Genomic DNA, 21,952 nt, shown 5'->3' with positions numbered 1-21,952 from the left:
AATGCCGTTACAACGGTTGGCATTCAAGGAGCGAACCGCATGAAATTCTCAGGTTTCAAAGTCGTAAAAGAGGCCCTGACGGGCCACAAGGGATGGGGCCCGCTATGGCGCAACCCTGCCCCAAAGCCGTCCTATGACGTGGTGATCGTCGGCGGCGGCGGACACGGGCTTGCAACGGCCTATTACCTGGCCAAGGAATTCGGCATCACAAATGTGGCCGTTCTGGAAAAGGGCTGGATCGGGTCCGGAAACGTCGGTCGCAACACGACGATTATCCGCTCGAATTACCTGCTTGAAGGCAACCAGCCGTTTTACGAATGCTCAATGAAACTTTGGGAAAACCTCGAGCAGGACACGAATTTCAACTCGATGGTCAGCCAACGCGGGATCATCAACCTGATCCACAGCGACGCGCAGCGGGACGCCTATCGCAGACGCGGCAATGCGATGATGCTAAGCGGGGCGGGCGCACGCCTGTTGGACAGTGATGAGCTGCGCAAGATGGTGCCGTTCCTGAACTTTGACAACGCGCGTTTTCCAATCAAGGGCGGACTGCTGCAGGATCGCGCAGGCAGCGCGCGTCACGATGGTGTGGCTTGGGGCTATGCGCGCGGCGCGGATACACGCGGCGTCGACATCATCCAGAACTGTGAGGTCACGGGATTTCGCATCGAAAACGGTCAGGTTCTGGGGGTCGAGACCACACGCGGCTATATCGGCGCAGGCAAGGTCGGTGTCGCGGTGGCGGGATCGTCCAGCCGCGTGATGGCACAGGCGGGCATGCGCCTTCCCATTGAAAGCCATGCTCTTCAGGCCTTTGTCTCAGAGGGGCTGAAACCGGTCATTCCCGGCGTGATAACCTTTGGTGCAGGGCATTTCTATGTCAGCCAATCCGACAAAGGTGGACTGGTCTTTGGCGGCGACCTGGACGGGTATAATTCCTATGCCCAGCGGGGCGGGATGCCGGTTGTCGAAGACGTGCTGGAGGGCGGGATGGCCCTGATGCCGATGATCGGTCGGGCGCGCCTCTTGCGCAATTGGGGTGGGCTTGTGGACATGTCCATGGACGGCTCTCCGATCATCGACCGGACGGATATTGACGGGCTCTATTTCAACGGCGCGTGGAACTATGGCGGGTTCAAGGCCACGCCGGCCTCGGGCTTTGCCTTTGCGCATCTGCTGTCGCAGGACGTACCGCATGAAACCGCAACCGCGTTCCGGTTCGACCGGTTCAACCGCGGTCTTGTCATCGACGAAAAGGGCGTTGGCGCCCAGCCCAACCTACACTGAGGTCCCGACATGTTGATCCCTCATCCCTTGCTTGGCCTGCGTGACGCACAAGAGTTCACCTACCTAGGCGATGCCTCCCTGTTAAACCGGCCTGATCCGGACGGGCCGGACGCGCTGGCAGCCTTCTGTGACTATGTCTATCTGCGCGACAACCCGGCGGGAATTCACCGCGAGCTGTGGTTCCACGAACAGGGCGACCGGTCCTGGTTGGTGGTGACGCGCAATACCGTGACCCATGAAATTCTCGGGGCGGAACTGGCCTCGGATGTGAAACGCGCAGGTGTGAAATGACCCGTTTGTCTGGTGGTCTGATTGACCGTTCGAAACCGCTGAACTTTGCCTTCAATGGCACGCCCTATCAGGGGTTTGAAGGCGACACACTGGCCTCGGCCCTATTGGCAAACGGCGTGCAACTGATTGGGCGCAGCTTCAAATACCATCGTCCGCGTGGCGTCTTTTCGGCCGGGTCAGAAGAGCCCAACGCCCTTGTCGAACTACGTGATGGTGCCCACCAGGAACCGAACACCCGCGCCACAGTGGCCGAGTTGTACAATGGACTGAGCGCGCGTTCACAAAACCATATCGGCCCTCTGCACCGCGATCTGTTGGCGGTGAACGATATGTGTGCTCCGTTCTTTGCGGCGGGGTTCTATTACAAGACATTCATGTGGCCCAAGGCGTTCTGGGAAAAACTGTATGAACCGCTGATCCGCAATGCCGCCGGTTTGGGACGGTTGTCGATGCAGCCCGACCCGGATCAATATGACAAAGGGTTCCTGCATTGCGACCTGTTGGTTATCGGAGCCGGTGCAGCAGGCTTGATGGCAGCGCTGACCGCAGGGCGCACAGGAGCAAATGTGATCCTCGCGGATGAGGATTTCCGCCTGGGCGGGCGCCTGCTGATGGAAAGCGATCTTTTGAACGGGGTCCAGCCCGCGATCTGGGTCGAGCAACTGCGCGCAGAGCTGGATAGCCTGCCGAATGTACGCATCATGACTCGAACCACTGTCTTTGGCGTGTACGATCACGGCGTGTTTGGTGCGGTCGAACGGGTCACAGACCACCTGCCAACCCCGGGCGATCAGGTACGCCAGACCCTGTGGCGGATCACGGCCAAACGCGCGGTTCTGGCTGCCGGCGCAACCGAGCGGCACATTCCTTTTGCCGACAACGACCGTCCAGGGATCATGCTGTCGGGCGCTATGCGTGCCTATGCGAACCGCTGGGCGGTCGCGCCAGTCAAGCGCGACGGGGATGCGATTGCAATCTTTACCAACGGGGACGACGGACATCGTACAGCACGCGATCTGCTGGCGCGCGGGGCCAAGGTTCTGGGGGTTATCGACACGCGTCCGGATGTGCAGGCAACAGGCGACTACCGGGTTTTTGCGGGTGGAACAGTAACGGGCACCAAGGGACGACTGGGCCTGACACAAATCGAGATCACGCAGAACGGACGCGCCGAATGGCATCCGGTTGGCGCGCTGGGAGTGGCAGGTGGCTGGAACCCGAATGTGCACCTGTCCTCGCATCACCGCGGGCGTCCTGTCTGGGACGAAACCCTTCTGGCCTTTGTGCCTGGTGCAGATGGTCCGGCGGGTTTGATCCCGGCGGGCGCGGCCGCAGGCAAAGGCGGAACCGCACAGGCCCTGCAGGACGGGATGCAAGCCGCAATTACCGCCCTGGCCGAACTGGACATGACGGCGACGGCAGTGGAGCTCCCCCAGGCCGAAGATGCGAGCGCGGCCCAAGAGGCCTTTTGGCATGTTCCAGGCAAGCGCCGCGCCTGGGTCGACTTTCAAAACGATGTCACGGTCAAGGATATCAAGCTGGCCCATCAGGAAAACATGCGCCCGGTTGAACACCTGAAGCGCTGGACCACACTGGGCATGGCCACGGATCAGGGCAAGACCTCGAATATCTCTGCTTTGGCGGTGATGGCTGAATTGACGGGCAAGGACATCCCTCAGACCGGCACAACGATCTTTCGGCCGCCCTATACCGGTGTGTCGCTGTCCGTGTTGGGCGGTGGGGATACCGGCCCGCATTTCCGCCCTCAGCGTTTGACACCGACACATCATTGGGCAAAAGATCAAAATGCGGTGTTTGTTGAAGTCGGGCAATGGATGCGCGCGCAATACTTCCCGCAGGACGGCGAAACCCATTGGCGCCAAACCGTTGATCGCGAAGTTCTGGCCGTACGCGCCGGTGTCGGCCTGTGTGATGTCACAACCCTCGGGAAAATCGACGTTCAAGGCGCGGATGCAGGGGAATTCCTGAACCGCATCTATGCGAACATGATGGGCACGCTCAAAGTCGGCATGGTGCGGTACGGGATCATGCTGCGCGAGGATGGGCAGATCTATGACGATGGCACCTGTGCGCGGCTGGGAGAGGACCATTATGTGGTCACAACAACCACCGCGAACGCCGGAACAGTCTATTCCCGCATGGAATTCGCACGACAATGCTTGTGGCCCGAACTGGATGTGCAGCTGATTTCCACCACGGATGCCTGGGCTCAGATTGCCGTGGCCGGCCCCAAGTCGCGAGAACTGCTGTCGCGGATCGTCGATGGCTTCGACCTGTCAAACGAGGCCTTCCCGTTTATGGCCTGCGCCGAGTTAAACATCTGTAACGGGCTGCGGGCGCGGCTGTTCCGGATCTCGTTCTCGGGCGAACTGGCCTATGAAATTGCGGTTCCCGCCCGCTATGGTCAGGCCTTGATGGAACGGTTGATGACACAAGGCGCAGACCTTGGTGTAACCCCCTATGGAACCGAGGCCCTGGGCGTTCTGCGCATTGAAAAGGGCCATGCCGCCGGAAATGAGCTGAACGGTCAGACAACGGCACAGATGCTGGGGCTCGGCAAAATGGTATCGGCAAAAAAGGACAGCATTGGCGCGGTTATGTCCCGTCGCGATGGCCTCCTTCAGGACAGCCGCCGTCTCGTCGGTCTGAAGTCGGTAGAAGCCGAAGAGCAGGTTCTTGCCGGGTCCCATCTGTTTGCCGAAGGACAGGACCAGACCATGCAAACCGATCAGGGCTGGGTCACATCGTCCTGCTATTCCCCCCATGTCGGCGGATACATCGCGCTGGCCTATCTGAAAGATGGGGCCAATCGCATTGGCGAAGTGCTCACTGCGGCCAATCCTCTGGAAGGCCAACAGGTCAAAGCCGAAGTTGTCTCAGCCCATTTTATCGACCCCGACGGAGGACGCTTGCGTGACTGATCTTACTCCCACCACCGCTCTGGGCGCAGCGGCAGCGCGCGTTCAGACGTTTGGCGCTCTGACCATCCGCGAGAACGCGCGCTTGGCCCTTGCGTCTTTGGCGCTGCGCAAAGGTCAGAGCGCACCCACGCTTTTCGACATGACTCTGCCAGAGATCGGACAGACCGCCGGGACAGAAAGCTATGGGGCGTTTTGGACTGGCCGTGATCAGTGGATGATCGAGGGCAAGGATCTGGGCGAGACAGACTTTGCCGCTCAGGTCCGCGCTGCCGCACCCGAGGCCATTGTCAGCGAACAAACCGACGGCTTCGCCGCGTTCGACATCACATCGGCCATCGGGGAAGAACCGATAGAAAATCTCATGAGCAAACTGGTCAACGTCGACCCCAAGGCATTGGGCACCGGCGCGGTGATGCGCACGGGGCTTGAGCATATGACCGTGTTCCTGATCCGTCGCAGCCCGGAACATCTGACCGTAATCGGGATGCGGACGCTTGCGGGTGCCCTGTGGCATGCGCTGAGCGTCGCGGCCCGCCGATTGGAGGACTGAGACGTGACAACGGATATTATCGACGGCAAAGCCTTTGCCGAAACAGTTCGGGACAAGGTCGCCGCACATGTTGCCCGCCTCAAAGACGAAAACGGCATTACCCCCGGCCTGGCCGTCGTATTGGTTGGCGAAGATCCCGCCAGTCAGGTCTATGTGCGCTCAAAGGGTAAACAAACGATCCAAGTGGGTATGAACTCGTTCGAGCATCGTTTGCCTGCAGAGACACCCGAAGCTGACCTCCTGAAGCTAATCAGCGACCTGAACAATGATCCGGCGGTTCACGGCATTCTGGTGCAATTGCCCCTGCCAGCCCATCTGAACGAGGATCAGGTAATCAATGCAATTGATCCGGCCAAGGACGTCGACGGGTTCCATGTTTCAAACGTCGGCCTGTTGGGCACCGGTCAGAAGGCCATGGTCCCCTGCACCCCATTGGGGTGTCTGATGCTGTTGCGTGACTATCATGGAAACCTGTCAGGTATGAACGCGGTCGTGATCGGGCGCAGTAACATCGTCGGCAAACCAATGGCACAATTGCTGCTTGGCGACAGCTGCACCGTGACAATCGCCCATAGCCGCACCAAGGATCTGCCCGCCGTCGTGCGCAGCGCAGATATTGTCGTGGCCGCCGTGGGGAGACCGCAAATGGTGCCTTCGGACTGGATCAAACCGGGCGCCACCGTGATTGACGTGGGCATCAACCGGATCGATGCACCAGAAAAAGGTACGGGCAAAACCCGACTTGTGGGAGACGTGGATTTTGACAGCGTGACACACGTCGCCGGTGCCATCACCCCTGTGCCCGGAGGCGTGGGGCCCATGACCATTGCCTGCCTTTTGGCCAATACCGTCACAGCCTGCTGTCGCGCCAACGGTCTAAGCGAACCCGAAGGTCTGACAGCCTGAATAGCATCGCCCCATAACATAAGTCCGGCGCCCGGATGCAGCGCGCCTTTCCAACGGAGACCATCATGAAATTCTGCCTGACTGTAGCCTGCGCAACCACACGCGGGATTGTAGCCTCTATTGCCAATTTCCTGACCGAAAACGGCTGCAACATTACCGATAGTACGCAATACGACGACATGGACACCGGTCAGTTTTTCATGCGCATCAGCTTTGTTTCGCAAAACGGAGTTGACCTGTCGACGCTGAGACAGAGCTTTGTTCAGACGGCGTCGGAATTCGATATGCAATTTGCCTTTCACGACGAAAACCAAAAGATGAAAGTTGTCATCATGGTCAGCCGTTTTGGCCACTGCCTGAACGATTTGCTGTACCGTGTGCGGATTGGAGCCCTGCCCGTTGATATCGTCGCGGTGATTTCGAACCACATGGATTATCAAAAGGTCGTCGTGAACAATGACATCCCGTTTCACTGCATTCGCGTGTCCAAGGAAAACAAGCCCGAGGCAGAAGCAGCGATCATGAAAGTGGTCGAGGAAACCAAAGCCGAACTAATCGTTCTGGCGCGCTATATGCAAATCCTGTCCGACGAGATGTGCACCAAGATGTCTGGCCGGATCATCAATATTCACCATTCCTTCCTGCCTTCGTTCAAAGGCGCGAACCCCTACAAACAAGCCTATGCGCGCGGGGTAAAGCTGATCGGGGCAACGTCGCACTATGTCACCGCTGATCTGGACGAGGGGCCAATTATTGAACAGGATGTGGTGCGCATCACCCATGCCCAATCGCCTGATGATTTCGTGTCCCTCGGCCGCGATGTCGAAAGTCAGGTACTGGCGCGCGCCATCCACGCCCATGCAAACCACCGTGTCTTTTTGAACGGCAACAAAACCGTGGTCTTCCCCGCATCACCCGGCAGCTACAGTTCAGAAAAGATGGGCTGATAGCCTCATTCAGGCGGCAGTTTACACGGAAAAGGGGTGCGTGTTTCGCACCTCTTTTTCGTTGGCAACGGGACAGCACTGGACCCATTGGCGGAAATTGGTCTAATAGGCTCGATTGCCAAAGGACCACAGCTTGCCCAATACTTCCGCCGTCACTTCCGGGTCATATCTTCCGGGTTCGACCGTAAAAAATGTGATCGATACGCTGTCAACGCGGATCGTAACACAGGAATATGCCAGCGAAGAGCGTCTGCCCTCTGAGCGGCAGCTGGCCCAGGATCTGGGCGTGGCGCGCAACACAGTGCGTGAGGCGCTGGACCAGCTGGAGTCCCGCGGTATGATCCGTCGCAGACCCGGTTCCGGATCCTTTGTAACCTATGATCCCGCGGGTGAATCCAAGGCCACCTCTCCCGTCGCTGCCGAAACCGGACCGCTGCACCTTCAGGTGATGCGCAGCATACTGGAACCCGAAATGGTGCGGCTGGCCATCGTCAATATGTCGCCCAAACAGATCGAAGCGCTTTCCGTCGTACTGTCCAAAATGGAGGGCGTTCAAGCAGACGCCACCGCTTTTGTCCGGCTGGAAGAGGAATTTCACCGCCTGATCGCCGAGGGCACCGGCAACCCGTTGTTGGTGGCCTGCTACAATCTGGTTCTGGACGCGCGCCGTCAGGGCTTTCGCGCAGCAATGTACCGCCGCCATCTGACGCCGGCCCGGATCGCCATCTATCAACGTGGCTATAACGGGCTTTTCAACGCGATCTCCGCGCGTGACATTGAGGAAGCCAGTGAATTCATGAAACTCTCGTTGATCGAAGATCAGCGTCTACTGCTTCAAGAAGACTGATTGGACCAACCAATTACAAGTTAGCGGTTCTCTCTCTAAGGTTCGCGAATCCGCTCCGAATCTCCACCGCAGCCGGACCTCCGAGCTGTGCACGCGCCCTTATGAATAAGACAAATAGTTGTTCAGATCGCTTGATTCGCGCGCTAAAACGCCCACTATTTCATCTTTTATTAAGATTTCCTCACTGTATTCACCTCTCATAAAATTCCTTTCAGGAAAAAAGTTTGACCCAAGGTGATTTTCCACGCTCACATAGGCTCACCGATTGATCCAGTTTTGACAATTGGTCCAAACCAAAAATGAACCGGACCAGACTGGATTGTGTTGAAGTCAACCTCGGAACAGGGAGAACGACTTGGAGCAGGAAATTGCATCCTTGGCTGCTGCGGTCGCAGAGCTAAAGAGCAACGTTGCCGCAACCAACGGTACGTTTGCCGAAACCTTTTACTATCTGACGATCCCGCTCATGGTACTGATCCATGTCGGGTTCCTCGCTTATGAAATGGGCGCATCGCGATCCAAGAACGCGCTGGCCTCAGGCATCAAGAACATCCTCGCCTTCGCGATGATCGTTCCTTTTTTCTACTTTATCGGCTGGTGGATCTACTGGGCCTTTCCGACAGGTCTTTCCCTGTCAGAAGGTGCAATGGGCATCTCTGGCCTGGCTTACGCAAATGACGTCGCCCTCCCCTGGAGCCAATACATGGGCCCCAACCTTGATGACCGCGCTTCGGGCGTGTTCTGGGGGGCGTTTGTTTTGTTTGCCGCCACCACCGCGTCGATCCTGTCGGGCGGGGTCATCGAGCGGATCAGGCTGACCGGGTTTGTCGTTCTGGCCATCGTTCTGGGCGCATTCGTCTGGATTTTGGCAGGCGCATGGGGGTGGCACGCAGACGGCTGGCTGGTCACAAAATACGGGTATCACGACTTTGGCGCCGCCGGTGTTGTACATATGATCGCCGGTTTCTTTACCCTGGGCGTTCTGATCAACCTCGGGCCGCGGATCGGTAAATTCAACGCCGATGGCACCGCAAACCACATCGCGGGCCACTCGATGCCAATGACTTTGATCGGACTGATGTTGATCATTGCCGGCTTCTGGGGCTTTTTGATGGGCTGTGTCATCGTACCGGGCGAAGCCTGGTCGTGGAGCTCATCCATTGAAGCCACGATCTACGGCACGCCGATGACCATCTCTGGCATGACATTTAACACGCTGATGGGCTTTGCCGGTGGGATCATCGGAGCATGGATGGTGACCCGCGATCCATTCTGGATGATGTCGGGCGCACTCGGCGGGATCATCTCCTGCGCGGCGGGCCTCGACCTCTGGTATCCGCCGATGGCCTTTGTGATCGGCTTTGTCGGCGCCTGCGCCATGCCATTCGTCGCCTCGTTCATCGAAAAACGCGGCATTGACGATGCGGTGGGCGCCTTTGCGGTGCACGGTTTCCTTGGCATGTGGGGCCTGATCGCCGTTGGCATCGCTGCACAGGGTTATCCGGCCATGTTTGGCGAAGACGTCATCCAGACCTCTTTCACCGGGCAACTCGTCGGGGCGATCGTGATGGGGTTGTTGGGCTTTGTTCCAGGCTATGTCGTGTCTCTGATCCTCAAGATCACAGGTCAGCTGCGCGTTCCGGAAGACGCCGAGATCCTTGGCCTCGACGCGGTGAAAGTGCCCGCCTCCGCCTATCCCGAAGCGCTCCATCCGTCGGTTAGCCCGGCTGAGTAATCCAACACAGGAAAGGACGAACCAATGGAAGCCCCTTTTAGTGCAAATACTTGGGACGGGATCACCGGCGCAATCTATGCCGGATACGGGTCGGTCGAAGGACTGTGGCTGATGATCTGCCTGGCTGCAATCGTGATCGCCATCATCTTTGGATGGCGCCACGAAGAGCACGCCTACAACGCAAGCAAGACAAAATAGGGCCCAGCGCCTGAAACGGGACCGGCAGTAATGTGTCCGCCGGTCCCGACAAAATCAAACTTACGTACGACCCAAAGGACAAATTTCATGATCGCATCCTGGAGATTTTCCGCCCTTGCGGACCGCCACCGCGCGATGGGCTCACAGTTGGAAGACTGGAGCGGGATGGGCACCGCATGGTCCTATGACAAGGATCAGACCGAGGAATACCTAGCCATTCGCACCAAAGCCGGGGTAATGGATGTATCGGGCCTGAAAAAGGTCCATGTCGTGGGGCCTCACGCCCAATATGTTATCGACAAGGCCACGACCCGCAATATCGAAAAGCTTAAGCCGGGGCGTTCGACCTATGCCTCGATGCTGAACGATGCAGGCAAGTTCATAGACGATTGCGTGATCTATCGGCTTGGACCGCAGAATTTCATGGTTGTTCACGGTGCGGGCGCAGGTCACGAACAACTGACAATGTTTGCAGCAGGACGCAATGTCGCGGTGCTGTTTGACGATGACTTGCACGACATTTCCCTGCAGGGACCGCTGGCTGTGGACTATCTGGAAAAGCACGTGCCCGGCATCCGGGATGTGGTCTATTTCAGTCACATCCAGACCACGCTGTTTGGCAAACCCGTCATGATTTCGCGCACCGGCTATACCGGCGAGCGCGGGTATGAGATTTTCTGCCGCCGCCAGGACGCGTGCGAAATTTGGGACATGATCGTCGCCGAAGGTGGCGAGATGGGGATTATTCCGACACGCTTTACCACGCTGGATTGGCTGCGCAGCGAAAGCCACCTGTTGTTCTTTCCCTACGACAACTCGGAAATGTACCCGTTTGACGATGAAGGCCCGGGGGACACGCTTTGGGAACTGGGGCTCGATTTCACCGTCTCTCCCGGCAAAACCGGCTTCCGCGGCGCCGAAGAGCATTATCGCCTGCAGGGCAAGGAACGGTTCAAAATCTATGGCGTCAAGCTTGAGGGCACGATCCCCGCAGTGGAAGGCGCGCCGCTGCTGAAAGATGGCAAACAGGTCGGAGTTGTGACCATCGGCATGTATTCGCCCCTGAACGCGCACAACGTCGGGATTGCGCGGATGCCGGTGGAGTGTGCTGTCGAAGGTACGGAATTGACCGTCCGAAATCCCGACGGTGACATCACAGCCATCGCACATTCGATGCCGTTCTACGACGTTGAGAAAAAGCGCCGCACCGCAAAGGGCTGAGCCAAGAAAGCGGGGTTGGGGCCACCGGTGCCCTGCCCCTCTCCAACAGGAATACCGAGAGATCACCACCATGACCCAAACGGAATTTTCCCCATCGATTCCCAGCCGTCCGACCTATGCGCCGCTTGTGTCGCAAGGCGCGACACAAGCGATCATGGTCGCGGATGCAGCAGGTGCTGATGCCCTGTGTGCGCTGGCGGCTTCGGACAGCGCGGTGATGGACCACGCGCATATCGTTTTTGTCGGCGATATGCCGAACGCCTTGGGCGCGCTCTCGGCTGTCGCGCTGCATTGTTTGCCCAATCTGGAAACCGCCACGCCCCATGTGAACCTGCTTTTGTCGAAGGCGCGGATGGGCACGGCTTTGTATTTGGCGGGGTCCGAGGGGCTGATCGGACATGTCACGTCGCTTGCTCTCGGGCAAGGGATGCCTCTTGACGCTATTCAGGCCGAACATCGCGGCACAATCGCCCGCCGTATGCAATGCGTGCATTGTAAAGGCATCACCGACGATGTGACCACCGATCCGTTCACCTGTTCCCATTGCGGTCTGTCTCTGTTCGTACGGGACCACTTTTCGCGGCGGCTGGGTGTGTTTCAGGGCGTCTGCGTCGATGCCGAAACCCCCGGCTTTGTGCCTGAAACGGTGGAGATCCAACCATGAGCAAACTGACTCTTCAGGTCACTGAAATCGAACAGCTGTCCGCCTTGGTCAAACGGTTCCGTTTCGAAGACCCTACCGGTGCCTCCTTGCCTGTCTTTTCCGGTGGCGCCCATATCAGCGTAGAAATGCCCGAAGGGGATGTGATCCGCCGAAACGCCTATTCCCTGATTTCCGATCCTTATGACGGCTCAGGTTATGAAATCGCCGTCCGCCGCGAGGATCAGGGCCGTGGCGGCTCGCTCTACATGCACACTCAGGTCGATGAGGGTGATCTGTTGACCGTATCGCCACCCGCGAACCTGTTCCAACTGGACCTTAGGGCGCGCAAACACGTTCTGATCGGCGGCGGCATCGGTATTACCCCGTTCCTGTCTCAGCTGAAACAGCTGCAGGCCGAACAAAAGCCGTTTGAATTGCATTATGCGTCACGGTCCCGCGATGAGGCCGCCGCCCTGCGTCTGTTGCCGCAAGTGGACCATGTACACCTGCATATCTCGGCCGAGGGCAGCCGTATGAACCTTGAGGCCATTCTGAACGACCAACCATTGGGAGCACATGTATATACCTGCGGCCCTGAAGGGCTGATTCAGGCGGTAAGCGATCAGGCCGCCGCTCTGGGCTGGCCTGCTTCGGCGGTCCACTCTGAGGCGTTCAGCGCGCCGCCACCCGGAGAACCGTTTGATGTCTTTGTAAAATCACGCGCAACAACCGTCCACGTCAAATCAGACCAAAGCCTGCTTGAGGCGCTTGAGGCCGCAGAAATCAAAGTGAACTATTCCTGCCGTGGCGGGGCCTGCGGACGCTGCGAAACCGGCGTCACCATCTGCGACGGACAGATAGAGCATAACGATCACTGGCTGAGCCCGGATGAGCGTGCCGCGCAGACAAAAATCATGCCTTGCATGTCGCGTTTCAAAGGCGCGCGGCTGGAACTCGACCTCTGAGGAGATCCCAAGATGACAATGCAGTTTAACGATGAGACCTTTCGGGGCGACTATTCTTATCACAATTCGCCAGAAGCCGTGCGCCGCTTTCCCTTCCCATTCGATCAGGACAGCTACATGTATTCTGTCAATATCGAGCAGCACCCCGGCGGCCCCAAAGGCAGCCCGTTCGAATTCGCCTTTGACGTGGACGAACACTATGTCGCCGAAATGCAGGATCGCGCGTTAACGCTGGCCGAAGATCCGATGCGCTGTCAGTCGCTCCCGCATATGGAGCTGGCGGGTTGGGACTTGCTTGAATTGATAATGGTGTCCAAGGCGCGCGATTATCCCGATCTGTTTACGCTGACCCGTAACGGCACGGCGTGGCACTGGATCAACACGCCTTTGGGCATCGACCAGAGGTTCACGTTCCTGGACGCCTCAACGCTGCCCTGTGGACCGATGGAATACATCACCCGCCAGGCCCAGGGGGATTTCGCCCTGCTGCATGAACGTGATGGCAACCTGTGGCTGGACGCAGGTATGATCACCAGTCAGGCGGACTGGTCCCTGGATTTCAACGTCGGCATGAACTTTTTTGAGTGGCATGCCCCTGTGCCCAAAGCGGGGCAAATGGGGGTGTTTGACAAGGCGCTCAAATTCCTGCTGGCGGTCACCCAAGAGCAAAGCTATCGCCGCCTGAACTGGACCATGACGGTAAATCCACGTTTGGACACCAGCCCCGAAAACTACCACAAATGGGGGCCCGAGAAACGTACCGTGACCTCAGAGAATGTCGGCCAGAAACAGTTCCTGCGTGTCGAATTGCAATCCTTCTGGCGGTTACCGCGATCAAACGCGCTTGCCTTTCCGATCCGGTGCTATCTGTGCAACCTTGAAGACCTTGTGACACAACCGAAATGGGGACGTAGGCTGCATCGGGTCTTGCGCGACATTGATCCTGAATTGGCAGACTACAAGGGGTTTGCCGTGAACAGACAGACGATCGTCAACTACTTGTCACGCTTTGACGACGGGGCCGAAACATCGGCTGGGATTTTTCCTTGAAGGGCCGCCCGAACCTGATCAGCCCGACCTGAAGGCTCCACCTTGATTGTTACTGAAACGCTGGATTGGGCCCCACTGGGTCGAGGTTTCCAGAGCCACTGGTCTCTTTGGCATCCATGACATTCGCCAGTGGTTTTCATGAGCTTCGTGTCTTGGCGGAACTGTGCCGCCATGACAGATTTGCCAATCGTGACCCGGGCAAAGGCCCTGTTTCGCTAAACGTTTTTGCGAAGTCTTCCTTCTAAATACCTAGCTGCTTTAAGCTGCAACATGCTAGCAATGGCAGTAAATGTTTTGGAGTATTGACATGACCCATGTTTTGATAGTCGATGATGAGCCCCTTCTGAGGGAGGAACTACAGGAGGCGCTGGAGCTTGAGGATCTGGATGTATCTGTCGCAGGTTCTGTACCCGAAGCCCTTGCAAAATGCGCTGAGACATCCTTTGACGCCGTTGTCACTGACCTGAAAATGCCCGACATCGGCGGGCTGGAATTGCTGCGCCAGCTCAAGGAGACTGGCTTCAAGGGCGCCATGTTTGTTGTCAGCGGCCACGGGGCGGAAACCTCGCGAGAGGAGGCCTTGTCTTTAGGAGCCGTGGCCTGTTTCGCCAAGCCTATCGATCCCGATGATCTGATTGAGGCCATCGTCGCCGCCGTCTAGGGACTGCCTAGGGGCTGTCCTTCGTATCGCGCCTCATCCATTTGCCCAGGTCGGCCTAACCTTCCGGATATAGATAGTAAATTCATAGGGATATAAGAGCGACAATTCCATTGTGTGCAGTTGCATACTTAACTCAAGGTGAAACGGAGACGTTCACATGGATGGAGTTAAAGATGACTTTTGATACACAAAACGAAGCCACCCCAACACTCACTGTTCTTGTTGTGGATGATGATAAGGATGCCCTCGAAGAACTGCAGGACATTGTGGATCTGGAGGGCTGGAACGCCATCATCGCCGATAGCGTCGATATGGCCCTCGAAGTGCTGGAATGGTACCCCCACATTTCCGTCGTGGTGACGGATGTTCACTTTGTCGACCCTTCGGGCGACACGTCCAACGGCTTCCAGCTGATGTCGCGGGCAAAGGCCCGGTTCCCGGAACGCGAGCTGAGCTTTGTGGTTCTGAGCGGCGATCCTTCGGCGCAAAAGTCTACTCAGCAGACGGGTGCAGTCGACTTTCTATCCAAACCTCTTGATCCCGACCAGCTGATTGCAGCGGTACGCGTCGGGGCAGAAAGGACCGGCACCGCAGCTGCGCCCCCAGCCATGGCCGAAACAGGTGAAGACCTGCTCAAGAAAGTTCAGCGTATCACCAAGGAAGTCCACACTTCCAACCTTCAGTCAAACGGAGATGCGGCATGAGAAAGCTACTGGCATCGATTACAGCCATTTGCGTGACGTTGACCACACCGGCCCTGGCAGAAACGCCACCCGCCGGGGCGCAATTGACATTTGGCATCGTACCGCAGCAATCCGCGAGTCGCCTTGCCCGCATGTGGACCCCGTTTCTGGACGAACTGAGCCGCCAGACCGGCACCACCTTCCGCTTTCGCACAACCAAGGACATTCCGACTTTTGAAGCCTGCCTGGCTGCTGGCGCCTTTGACTTTGCCTATATGAACCCAATGCACTACGCGATCTTCTCAAGCGAAGCCGCCTATCGCGCGATCGCTCATCAGGAGGGAAAGCGGCTGAAAGGCGTAATGGTGGCGCGCGTAGATTCGGACTTCACGGAGATCTCAAGTCTGGATGGTCAGAACATCGCCTTTCCGTCACCCGGCGCCTTTGGGGCAAGCATTCTCAACCGGGCGTCTTTGCAGCAGGGCAACATCTCCTTTACGCCCTCATACGTTAAATCCCACGACAGCGTTTACCGGGCCGTCGCGGCAGGGCTGATGGCAGCGGGCGGCGGGGTTACACGCACCTGGAATGCGCTGGATCCAGAGTTGCGGGCGCAACTGCGCATCATATACGAAACCGATGATTTCACGCCCCATGCTATAGCCGTTCACGGCAGTGTTGAGGCCGACCTGGTGCAAACGATCCAGGCCGCGCTCATGAGCATGGCCTCCTCCCACCCGGATCTGGTTCAGGGTATCGGTATGAAGGGGTTTGTTTCAGCCCAAGATTCTGACTGGGATGATGTCCGCGCGCTTGGGATGGAAAGAGACGAGACGGGTATCAAACATGAAGGAGAGATCGCATGTCCTTCCGGCTGAAAACCGTCCTCGGAATTGCCTTGATCGAACTCACGGTCATGGCGGTTCTCATTGCCATCAACCAATTTGCACTTGGCGGATCAGCCGCAACGCAACTGTACCAACGGGCCGAGGCCACCACACGTGTGTTTGCCAATACTATTGCCGATGCGGTGATCGCAACCGACCTTGCAACCCTGGATGCAACGATCAGCACAGCGGTCTCCAGCGAAGAGCTGACCTATCTGCGGGTCATCAGCCCTACGGGTATGGTGCTTTCACAAGGCGGTGCTGAATCAGCACTTGAAGCGCCTTTTGTCCGCGACATGAGCTTTGACGATGCGCGCAGCGATCATGTGATTGACATTGATCTGCCCATTCAGGTGGAAGGTGTCGATTTTGGTACCATCCAACTTGGCCTCTCGACACTGGCAGTGGAAAAAGAACTGGCACAGGCTCTGTATTGGAATATCCTGATCGCGATCATCGGCATGTCTTTGGTTGCGGTGTTCGGCTTTGGACTGGGTACGGTTTTGACAAAGCAACTGTTGTGGCTGCGCGAAGGTGCGCTTGATATTGCGCGCGGCAATCTGAATAGCCAAATCGAGGTCAAAGGTCGCGATGAATTGGCCGATACCGCAAAGTGTTTCAACCACATGGCCCGGACCCTGGCCCGTGACCGCCGCATTCTGCAGGATCAACAAGACGAGCTTTTGGCCAAACGCGCCCGTGTCGAGGTGCTCGTCGGCTGCCTGCGCGATATCTCGCAACAACGGGAGACAATCGAAGTGCCGGACACCGACCGCCCGGATGAAATCGGCGATATGGCCCGGGCCACCGTGGTCTTCCAGAATGCCATGCAAGCCATCGAACTGGCCCGTCAGGAACAGCAGCAATTGATCTCGGCTTTTGATCAGGTTGAAGAACAGGTCGCCATTTTTGGAGAAGAGGGCCAGGTTCTGTTCCTGAATGCAGCCTTCCGCGATTTCAACAAAGACATCCTGGCCGCCTTGCCTGATGATTTCACCTTGCGCCATTTCCTGGAAACGGGACTTGATCAGTCCGCCTTTCCGGCCGTTGACGATCCTGCCACGTGGTTGGAACAACAAATTCGCCGCGCCCATGGTGTTCCGCGCGAAATCCGCCGCGCTCCCGATCGCATCCACCTGACCGTTCAATCTTATGTTGAGGGCATTGGGACTGTTCTGTCAGCCAAGGACATCACCGACTTGCGACATTCAGAACATCAATTGATCCATGCCTCGAAGCTGGCAACCCTGGGTGAAATGGCCACGGGAGTTGCCCACGAACTGAACCAGCCCCTGGGCGTGATCCGCATGGCCTCCACGACGTGCGTTAAACGCATAGATAAAGACAAGGCGGACCTTGAGTATCTTCGCGGCAAACTGATCCGGATCGGCGAACAGACCGAACGGGCCTCGCAGATCATCAATCACATGCGGATCTTCGGCCGAAAAGCTGAAGGCGTGAGCCAGCCGTTTGATCTGCGCGACAGCTTGCAAGAGATGTCGGCTCTGGCACGCACCCAGCTGCACACCTTGGATATTTCTCTAAAACTGAACCTCCCCGAAACATCCGCAATTGTTCTGGGGGAAAAAGTCATATTCGAGCAGGTTCTTCTTAACCTGATCAGCAATGCCCGAGATGCCATAGAGGCAAGTGAGGTCGGCAAGGGAGAGATTTCGATTACAGCTGACTTTGCCACCGATCAGGGCCATGTGATCGAAGTCCGTGACACCGGCGGCGGCATTCCCGAAGATGTGTTGGACAAGCTTTTTGAACCGTTTTTCACCACGAAAGGGCCTGGAAAAGGCACTGGTCTGGGGCTCTCAATCAGCTTCGGCACGATCCGTGATATGTCCGGCACGATCTCGGCCACCAACGAAGACGGAGGTGCCTGTTTCCGGATCAGCCTCCCGGACGCGGCGCATGATTTGGAGGATGTGAACCTGCCGGCAGCCTGAGTTGCAGAAAGACGGCAGGTTGCAACTCAGATGTTTTGCAGCCCTACCGACATAAGGAGCGCTCATTTGGGGGCGGTTTCGGGTGCGCGACACATGCGTTCGAAACCGCCCCTTGGTCTTTCCGGCACCCTTAGGTCTTGGCTTGAACACCCAGTTAAACCTATGCGAGGGCTGGTATCCAGACACCCGTATGCATTGAAGCAAACTGGAGGGGTCAGCTGTCCTCGCATCCAAAACGCGCCAGAAACAGCTCGACCGCAGCTGACGCGATACGGTGAAAATCCTCCTCGGGAAAATCACGTTCGTTCAGGAAAACTGCACGCAGCAATAGATTTGCTTTGCACAGTTCCACAAACTGATCCGCAGCCGTATCAAAATCCTCCACGTTGAGAAGGCCCGCTTTGGTTGCTGACGTCAGATACCCGCGCACTTCATTGCGAATCGACATTGGGCCACTGTGATAAAAGAGCTCCCCCAGCTCTGGAAACCGGCTGGCCTCGGAGACACAAACGCGAAACATCTGCTGTGAAATCTCTGACGTGTAGGAGGCAATGACCTGCCGCGCGATGGAATACAGCACCTTGCTCGGTGGGTACCCCGGCGGCAAAGGCGCACCAGCAATATCACTCTGGCGCTGACATTCCGTCCGCACGACCTCGCTGAACAGCAGTCTTTTGTCCGGGAAATAGCTGTAAAGTGTCGCTTTGGAAACCGAGGCTTCACGCGCGATATCGTCCACACTGGTTCGCTCGAACCCGTTGGACATAAACAGCTTTCGCGCGCCCTCCAGAACCTGGTCGAATTTGCGCCCTGTTCGCTGAATCGTCGCGGTCTGTTTTTCCAACTGCGGCTGGCCGTTGTCAGCGGTCATCGCCTCTCCCATCTTCATCTGTGCCTGCTTAATCTAAGTCATCGGGTGGGGTCTGAACAACCGAGTTCAATTTTTCTTGTAAATGCCTTCTCAATTGTTAGTTTAGAATTATTCTAAAAAGAGAGGCGTAAGATGCATTATTGGCGGCAACGAAAACCCTTTTCGTCTCTGACCGAACAGGAAATCCTGGCGCTCGCCATTTCCTCAGAGGAAGACGACGCACGCGTCTACCGCAGCTTTGCGGCCGAAACGGCGGCGGATTATCCCGCAACGGCCAATATGTTTCGCGCGATGGCCGAAGAGGAAGATGAACATAGACGTCGGTTGATTGCGCTGCACCAAAAGCGATTTGGCGACGCCATCCCACTGCTTCGGCGAGAGCACGTCAGGGGTTTTTATGACCGCTCCCCAGTGTGGCTGAACAAAGCACTGAGCCCCGGTCAAATGCGCGACCAGATGCACAAAATGGAACAGGGTGCAGAACGTTTCTACAACGTGGCCGCGCAACGCAGCCAAGACGCCGAGACACGGCGTTTACTGGGAGACCTGGCCGCGGCAGAAGCGGATCACAGTCACCGCGGCACAGACCTTGAGCGGACACATCTTTCACAGGAAGCGCGTGAAGACGAGGATGCGACCAATCACAGGCAATTCATCCTGACCTGGGTCCAACCAGGGCTTGCAGGATTAATGGACGGGTCTGTTTCGACGCTTGCCCCAATATTTGCCACGGCCTTTGCGACACAGGATACATGGACCACATTTCTGGTTGGGATTGCCGCCTCGGTTGGGGCAGGCATTTCCATGGGGTTCACCGAAGCTGCCTCGGACGACGGGCAACTGTCTGGACGCGGTTCCCCCTTTAAACGTGGCCTTGCATCAGGCGTGATGACAACCGTCGGCGGCCTTGGACATGCGCTGCCCTATTTGATTCCCGACTTCTGGACCGCAACCATTCTGGCATTTTTGGTGGTGTTTGTGGAGCTTTGGGCGATTGCATGGATTCAGAATCGCTATATGGAAACGCCGTTTTGGCGGGCAACGCTTCAGGTGGTGCTTGGTGGGGCATTGGTTCTGGGCGCCGGTGCGTTGATCGGCAGCGGTTGAGCCTGAAGCGCCGCAATATAGCGGACACACAGGCACTCCCGCCAGCTTCGGTTCAGTCAAAGCCTGACCCTGCTCTGTTGGGCCAAGCGCCGCGCCTTTGGCGCGGCGCGGTTGCGATGGGTGCAACGTAAAGACAGAACGCAACCGCCCTGCGCCTTTCAAAGGCGCAGGGCAACGCCCAACGGGAGCAGATCACACGGGTGATCTGGCGACGGGCGGGAGCATTTGGCTATCAAATCCGCAACACTGGTAAAACTTCCTGACCAGTTTCAAATCTTCCTTTGCTGCGTCAATATTCCTCGTTACGACTACGGCAAATGATTGAAATTTTCTTCAGAACCCTGCCTTTCTTTGCCATCATCGGACTCGGCTTTGGAGCCGGGCGGACCGGTTTTTTATCTCCTTCAGCAACCGCAGCCCTGACGCGCTTTGTATTTTTCTTTCCCCTGTCGGCAATGATCTTTCGCTTTGCCGCAAATCTGACGTTGGGAGAAATTTTCAATCCTGATCTCTTCTGGGCTTATCTTCTTGGATCTGCCGCTGCCTATGTCCTTGCCATGGCTGTTGCGCGCTGGCGTCGACAAGATGGGCCAACTACGGCGGTTGAGGCGCAATGTATGGTAATCGGCAACACCGGGTTTCTGGGATTGCCGATGATGGCAATTCTCTTTGGCGAAGCCTCCGTCGGCCCCATGATGTTGATCTTGGCGATCGATCTGGTGATATTCTCCTCCCTGATTGTCATCTTGATCAACCTTGGCCGCGGCCACGGCCTGCGTCCGGCAGCGCTCTGGTTGGCCGTCAAAGGGTTGATTGCCAACCCTATGATCCTCTCCATTACAGCTGGCCTTCTGTGGTCCGCTTGGGAAATCCCGGTGCCCGCACCGATGAATGAGTTTCTGACAATCCTGTCGGGTGCCGCCACACCAGGTGCTCTTTTTGCCATTGGCGCCTCGCTGGCTATCAAATCCGCCGAACGGTTCCAGGTCGCCGCCTGGCTCAGCTTTGGTAAATTGGTGATCCACCCGGCCTGCGTTGCGTTCTGTGCGTTGTGGCTTTTTCCGGTGGCAACCTACCCCGCACAGATTGCTATCGCTTCTTCTGCGCTGCCGGTGGCAGGCAATGTCTATATGCTGGCCCAGCACTACGGCGTAGCGCCGCAGCGTGCATCAGCTGCCATCTTCCTCTCGACCGTGGCGTCAATCCTGAGCTTACCTGCGGTGATCGCCTGGGTTTCCACGTTTTAACGCCAAAGTTTCAGATAAAAGAAAGCAATTGGCGCGAAAACAGCTTTGGCTGGCGTCCACGCGCTGGACGGGTCGGCTCTGGCCCGATAGCGGTATGACACCAAGGTAGGAGACGATTCATGGAAACCCTTTCTGAAAACAAGTGTTTTGGCGGCACCCAAGGCGTCTATCGTCACAAGAGCACGGCAACCGAGGGCAACATGACCTTTGGCCTTTTCCTGCCCGAAGAAGCCGCCGATGGCCCTGTGCCGATCCTGTGGTATCTGTCGGGCCTCACCTGCACCCATGAAAACGCCATGACCAAATCCGGTGCCCAAGCCTGGTGCGCGGAACAGGGCATTGCAATTGTCTTCCCCGACACCTCCCCACGTGGTGAGAGCGTCGCCGATGACGAGGCTTATGATCTGGGCCAAGGGGCTGGGTTCTATGTCAACGCCACGCAGGAACCCTGGGCGCCGCATTTCCAGATGTGGACCTATATTGCCGAAGAACTGCCTGCCCTTCTGGGGGAGAAATTTGCAATTGACCTCAATCGTCAGGCCATCACCGGCCATTCGATGGGCGGCCATGGTGCGCTGACCCTGGCGATGGGCTTGCCGGGCCGGTTCAAATCGGTTTCGGCCTTTGCGCCGATTTCCAATCCCAGCGCCAGCGATTGGGGCAAAAAGCAGCTCAGTGCCTATCTGGGCGAGGACAAAGCAGCCTGGGCCAAACATGACGCTACATTGATGATGCGCGAAGGTGGTTTCAACGGTCCCATCCTGATCGATACCGGGACCGAGGATCAGTTCCTGGATCTGCTGAAACCTGAAGCGCTGGCAGAAGCGGTGAATTCACGCCGCCAACAGGCCACTCTGCGTTTGCAGCCCGGTTATGACCACAGTTATTTCTTTGTCTCCACCTTCATCGAAGAGCACGTCGCCTTCCATGCCGACGCGCTTTACAACAGCTAACCA

At 57.2% G+C, this 21,952-nt stretch carries 21 protein-coding genes; 20 read left to right on the top strand and 1 reads right to left on the bottom strand.

Translation table 11 applies throughout. The features are described from left to right. Positions 1-39: 39 nt before the first annotated feature. From ACXAEW_RS07695 to ACXAEW_RS07615, 17 genes are all read left to right on the top strand, one after another. The gene (locus tag ACXAEW_RS07695; protein WP_474940768.1) at positions 40-1,290 is read left to right on the top strand and encodes a sarcosine oxidase subunit beta family protein; all 1,251 of its coding nucleotides are present in this window, start codon (positions 40-42) and stop codon (positions 1,288-1,290) included. A 9-nt stretch (positions 1,291-1,299) separates the two neighbouring features. After that, positions 1,300-1,581 carry a sarcosine oxidase subunit delta gene (locus ACXAEW_RS07690; protein ID WP_474940767.1) on the top strand — a complete coding sequence of 94 codons (282 nt, stop codon included), beginning with the start codon at positions 1,300-1,302 and terminating at the stop codon, positions 1,579-1,581. After that, a complete protein-coding gene (locus ACXAEW_RS07685) occupies positions 1,578-4,523 on the top strand; it encodes a sarcosine oxidase subunit alpha family protein (RefSeq protein ID WP_474940766.1) in 2,946 nt (981 codons plus the stop codon). Before ACXAEW_RS07690 ends, ACXAEW_RS07685 begins: the two co-directional genes overlap by 4 nt. Beyond that, positions 4,516-5,073 carry a sarcosine oxidase subunit gamma gene (locus ACXAEW_RS07680; protein ID WP_474940765.1) on the top strand — a complete coding sequence of 186 codons (558 nt, stop codon included), beginning with the start codon at positions 4,516-4,518 and terminating at the stop codon, positions 5,071-5,073. The genes ACXAEW_RS07685 and ACXAEW_RS07680 overlap by 8 nt, the downstream gene beginning before the upstream one ends. A gap of 3 nt (positions 5,074-5,076) precedes the next feature. Continuing rightward, on the top strand, positions 5,077-5,979 hold the full coding sequence (folD, locus tag ACXAEW_RS07675) for a bifunctional methylenetetrahydrofolate dehydrogenase/methenyltetrahydrofolate cyclohydrolase FolD (RefSeq protein WP_474940764.1): 903 nt from the start codon (positions 5,077-5,079) through the stop codon (positions 5,977-5,979). Positions 5,980-6,041: 62 nt separating this feature from the next. Beyond that, positions 6,042-6,926, top strand: a complete 885-nt coding sequence (gene purU / locus ACXAEW_RS07670; RefSeq protein ID WP_474943003.1) for a formyltetrahydrofolate deformylase — start codon at positions 6,042-6,044, stop codon at positions 6,924-6,926. A gap of 133 nt (positions 6,927-7,059) precedes the next feature. Then, positions 7,060-7,773 carry a FadR/GntR family transcriptional regulator gene (locus ACXAEW_RS07665; RefSeq protein WP_474940763.1) on the top strand — a complete coding sequence of 238 codons (714 nt, stop codon included), beginning with the start codon at positions 7,060-7,062 and terminating at the stop codon, positions 7,771-7,773. A gap of 355 nt (positions 7,774-8,128) precedes the next feature. After that, a complete protein-coding gene (locus ACXAEW_RS07660) occupies positions 8,129-9,508 on the top strand; it encodes an ammonium transporter (protein WP_474940762.1) in 1,380 nt (459 codons plus the stop codon). A gap of 24 nt (positions 9,509-9,532) precedes the next feature. Beyond that, entirely contained in the window at positions 9,533-9,706 is a 174-nt protein-coding gene (locus ACXAEW_RS07655) for a hypothetical protein (protein WP_474940761.1), read from the top strand. 87 nt (positions 9,707-9,793) lie between these two features. Beyond that, positions 9,794-10,927 carry an aminomethyl transferase family protein gene (locus ACXAEW_RS07650; RefSeq protein ID WP_474940760.1) on the top strand — a complete coding sequence of 378 codons (1,134 nt, stop codon included), beginning with the start codon at positions 9,794-9,796 and terminating at the stop codon, positions 10,925-10,927. A gap of 70 nt (positions 10,928-10,997) precedes the next feature. After that, positions 10,998-11,591 (top strand): dimethylamine monooxygenase subunit DmmA family protein, encoded by a 594-nt coding sequence (locus tag ACXAEW_RS07645; protein WP_474940759.1) that lies wholly within the window; start codon positions 10,998-11,000, stop codon positions 11,589-11,591. After that, positions 11,588-12,535 (top strand): PDR/VanB family oxidoreductase, encoded by a 948-nt coding sequence (locus tag ACXAEW_RS07640; RefSeq protein WP_474940758.1) that lies wholly within the window; start codon positions 11,588-11,590, stop codon positions 12,533-12,535. Before ACXAEW_RS07645 ends, ACXAEW_RS07640 begins: the two co-directional genes overlap by 4 nt. 12 nt (positions 12,536-12,547) lie before the next feature. Next, complete coding sequence (locus ACXAEW_RS07635; protein WP_474940757.1) at positions 12,548-13,585, top strand: heme-dependent oxidative N-demethylase family protein; 1,038 nt, start codon at positions 12,548-12,550, stop codon at positions 13,583-13,585. Between the two features lie 307 nt (positions 13,586-13,892). Continuing rightward, positions 13,893-14,246, top strand: coding sequence for a response regulator (locus ACXAEW_RS07630; RefSeq protein ID WP_474940756.1), 354 nt, complete (start codon positions 13,893-13,895; stop codon positions 14,244-14,246). A 173-nt stretch (positions 14,247-14,419) separates the two neighbouring features. After that, positions 14,420-14,950 (top strand): response regulator, encoded by a 531-nt coding sequence (locus ACXAEW_RS07625; RefSeq protein WP_474940755.1) that lies wholly within the window; start codon positions 14,420-14,422, stop codon positions 14,948-14,950. Next, a complete protein-coding gene (locus ACXAEW_RS07620) occupies positions 14,947-15,807 on the top strand; it encodes a phosphate/phosphite/phosphonate ABC transporter substrate-binding protein (RefSeq protein ID WP_474940754.1) in 861 nt (286 codons plus the stop codon). Before ACXAEW_RS07625 ends, ACXAEW_RS07620 begins: the two co-directional genes overlap by 4 nt. After that, positions 15,792-17,771, top strand: coding sequence for a HAMP domain-containing sensor histidine kinase (locus ACXAEW_RS07615; protein ID WP_474940753.1), 1,980 nt, complete (start codon positions 15,792-15,794; stop codon positions 17,769-17,771). Before ACXAEW_RS07620 ends, ACXAEW_RS07615 begins: the two co-directional genes overlap by 16 nt. A 214-nt stretch (positions 17,772-17,985) precedes the next feature. Here ACXAEW_RS07615 and ACXAEW_RS07610 read toward each other — a convergent pair whose 3' ends face one another. Then, positions 17,986-18,642, bottom strand: coding sequence for a TetR/AcrR family transcriptional regulator (locus ACXAEW_RS07610; RefSeq protein WP_474940752.1), 657 nt, complete (start codon positions 18,640-18,642; stop codon positions 17,986-17,988). Positions 18,643-18,774: 132 nt separating this feature from the next. On the opposite strand from ACXAEW_RS07610, the gene mbfA reads away from it, so the two are divergent. The 3 genes from mbfA to fghA all read left to right on the top strand — a co-directional run bounded on the left by mbfA (position 18,775) and on the right by fghA (position 21,949). Beyond that, on the top strand, positions 18,775-19,749 hold the full coding sequence (gene mbfA / locus ACXAEW_RS07605; protein WP_474940751.1) for an iron exporter MbfA: 975 nt from the start codon (positions 18,775-18,777) through the stop codon (positions 19,747-19,749). 317 nt (positions 19,750-20,066) lie between these two features. Further along, the gene (locus ACXAEW_RS07600) at positions 20,067-20,996 is read left to right on the top strand and encodes an AEC family transporter (protein WP_474940750.1); all 930 of its coding nucleotides are present in this window, start codon (positions 20,067-20,069) and stop codon (positions 20,994-20,996) included. Between the two features lie 119 nt (positions 20,997-21,115). After that, entirely contained in the window at positions 21,116-21,949 is an 834-nt protein-coding gene (gene fghA / locus ACXAEW_RS07595) for an S-formylglutathione hydrolase (RefSeq protein ID WP_474940749.1), read from the top strand. Positions 21,950-21,952: the final 3 nt, after the last annotated feature.

It is taken from the genome of Epibacterium sp. ABZ3_068, from assembly GCF_056159265.1.
The sequence above is the reverse complement of the archived record's forward strand: the minus strand, read 5'-3'. Positions and strand labels throughout refer to the sequence as shown.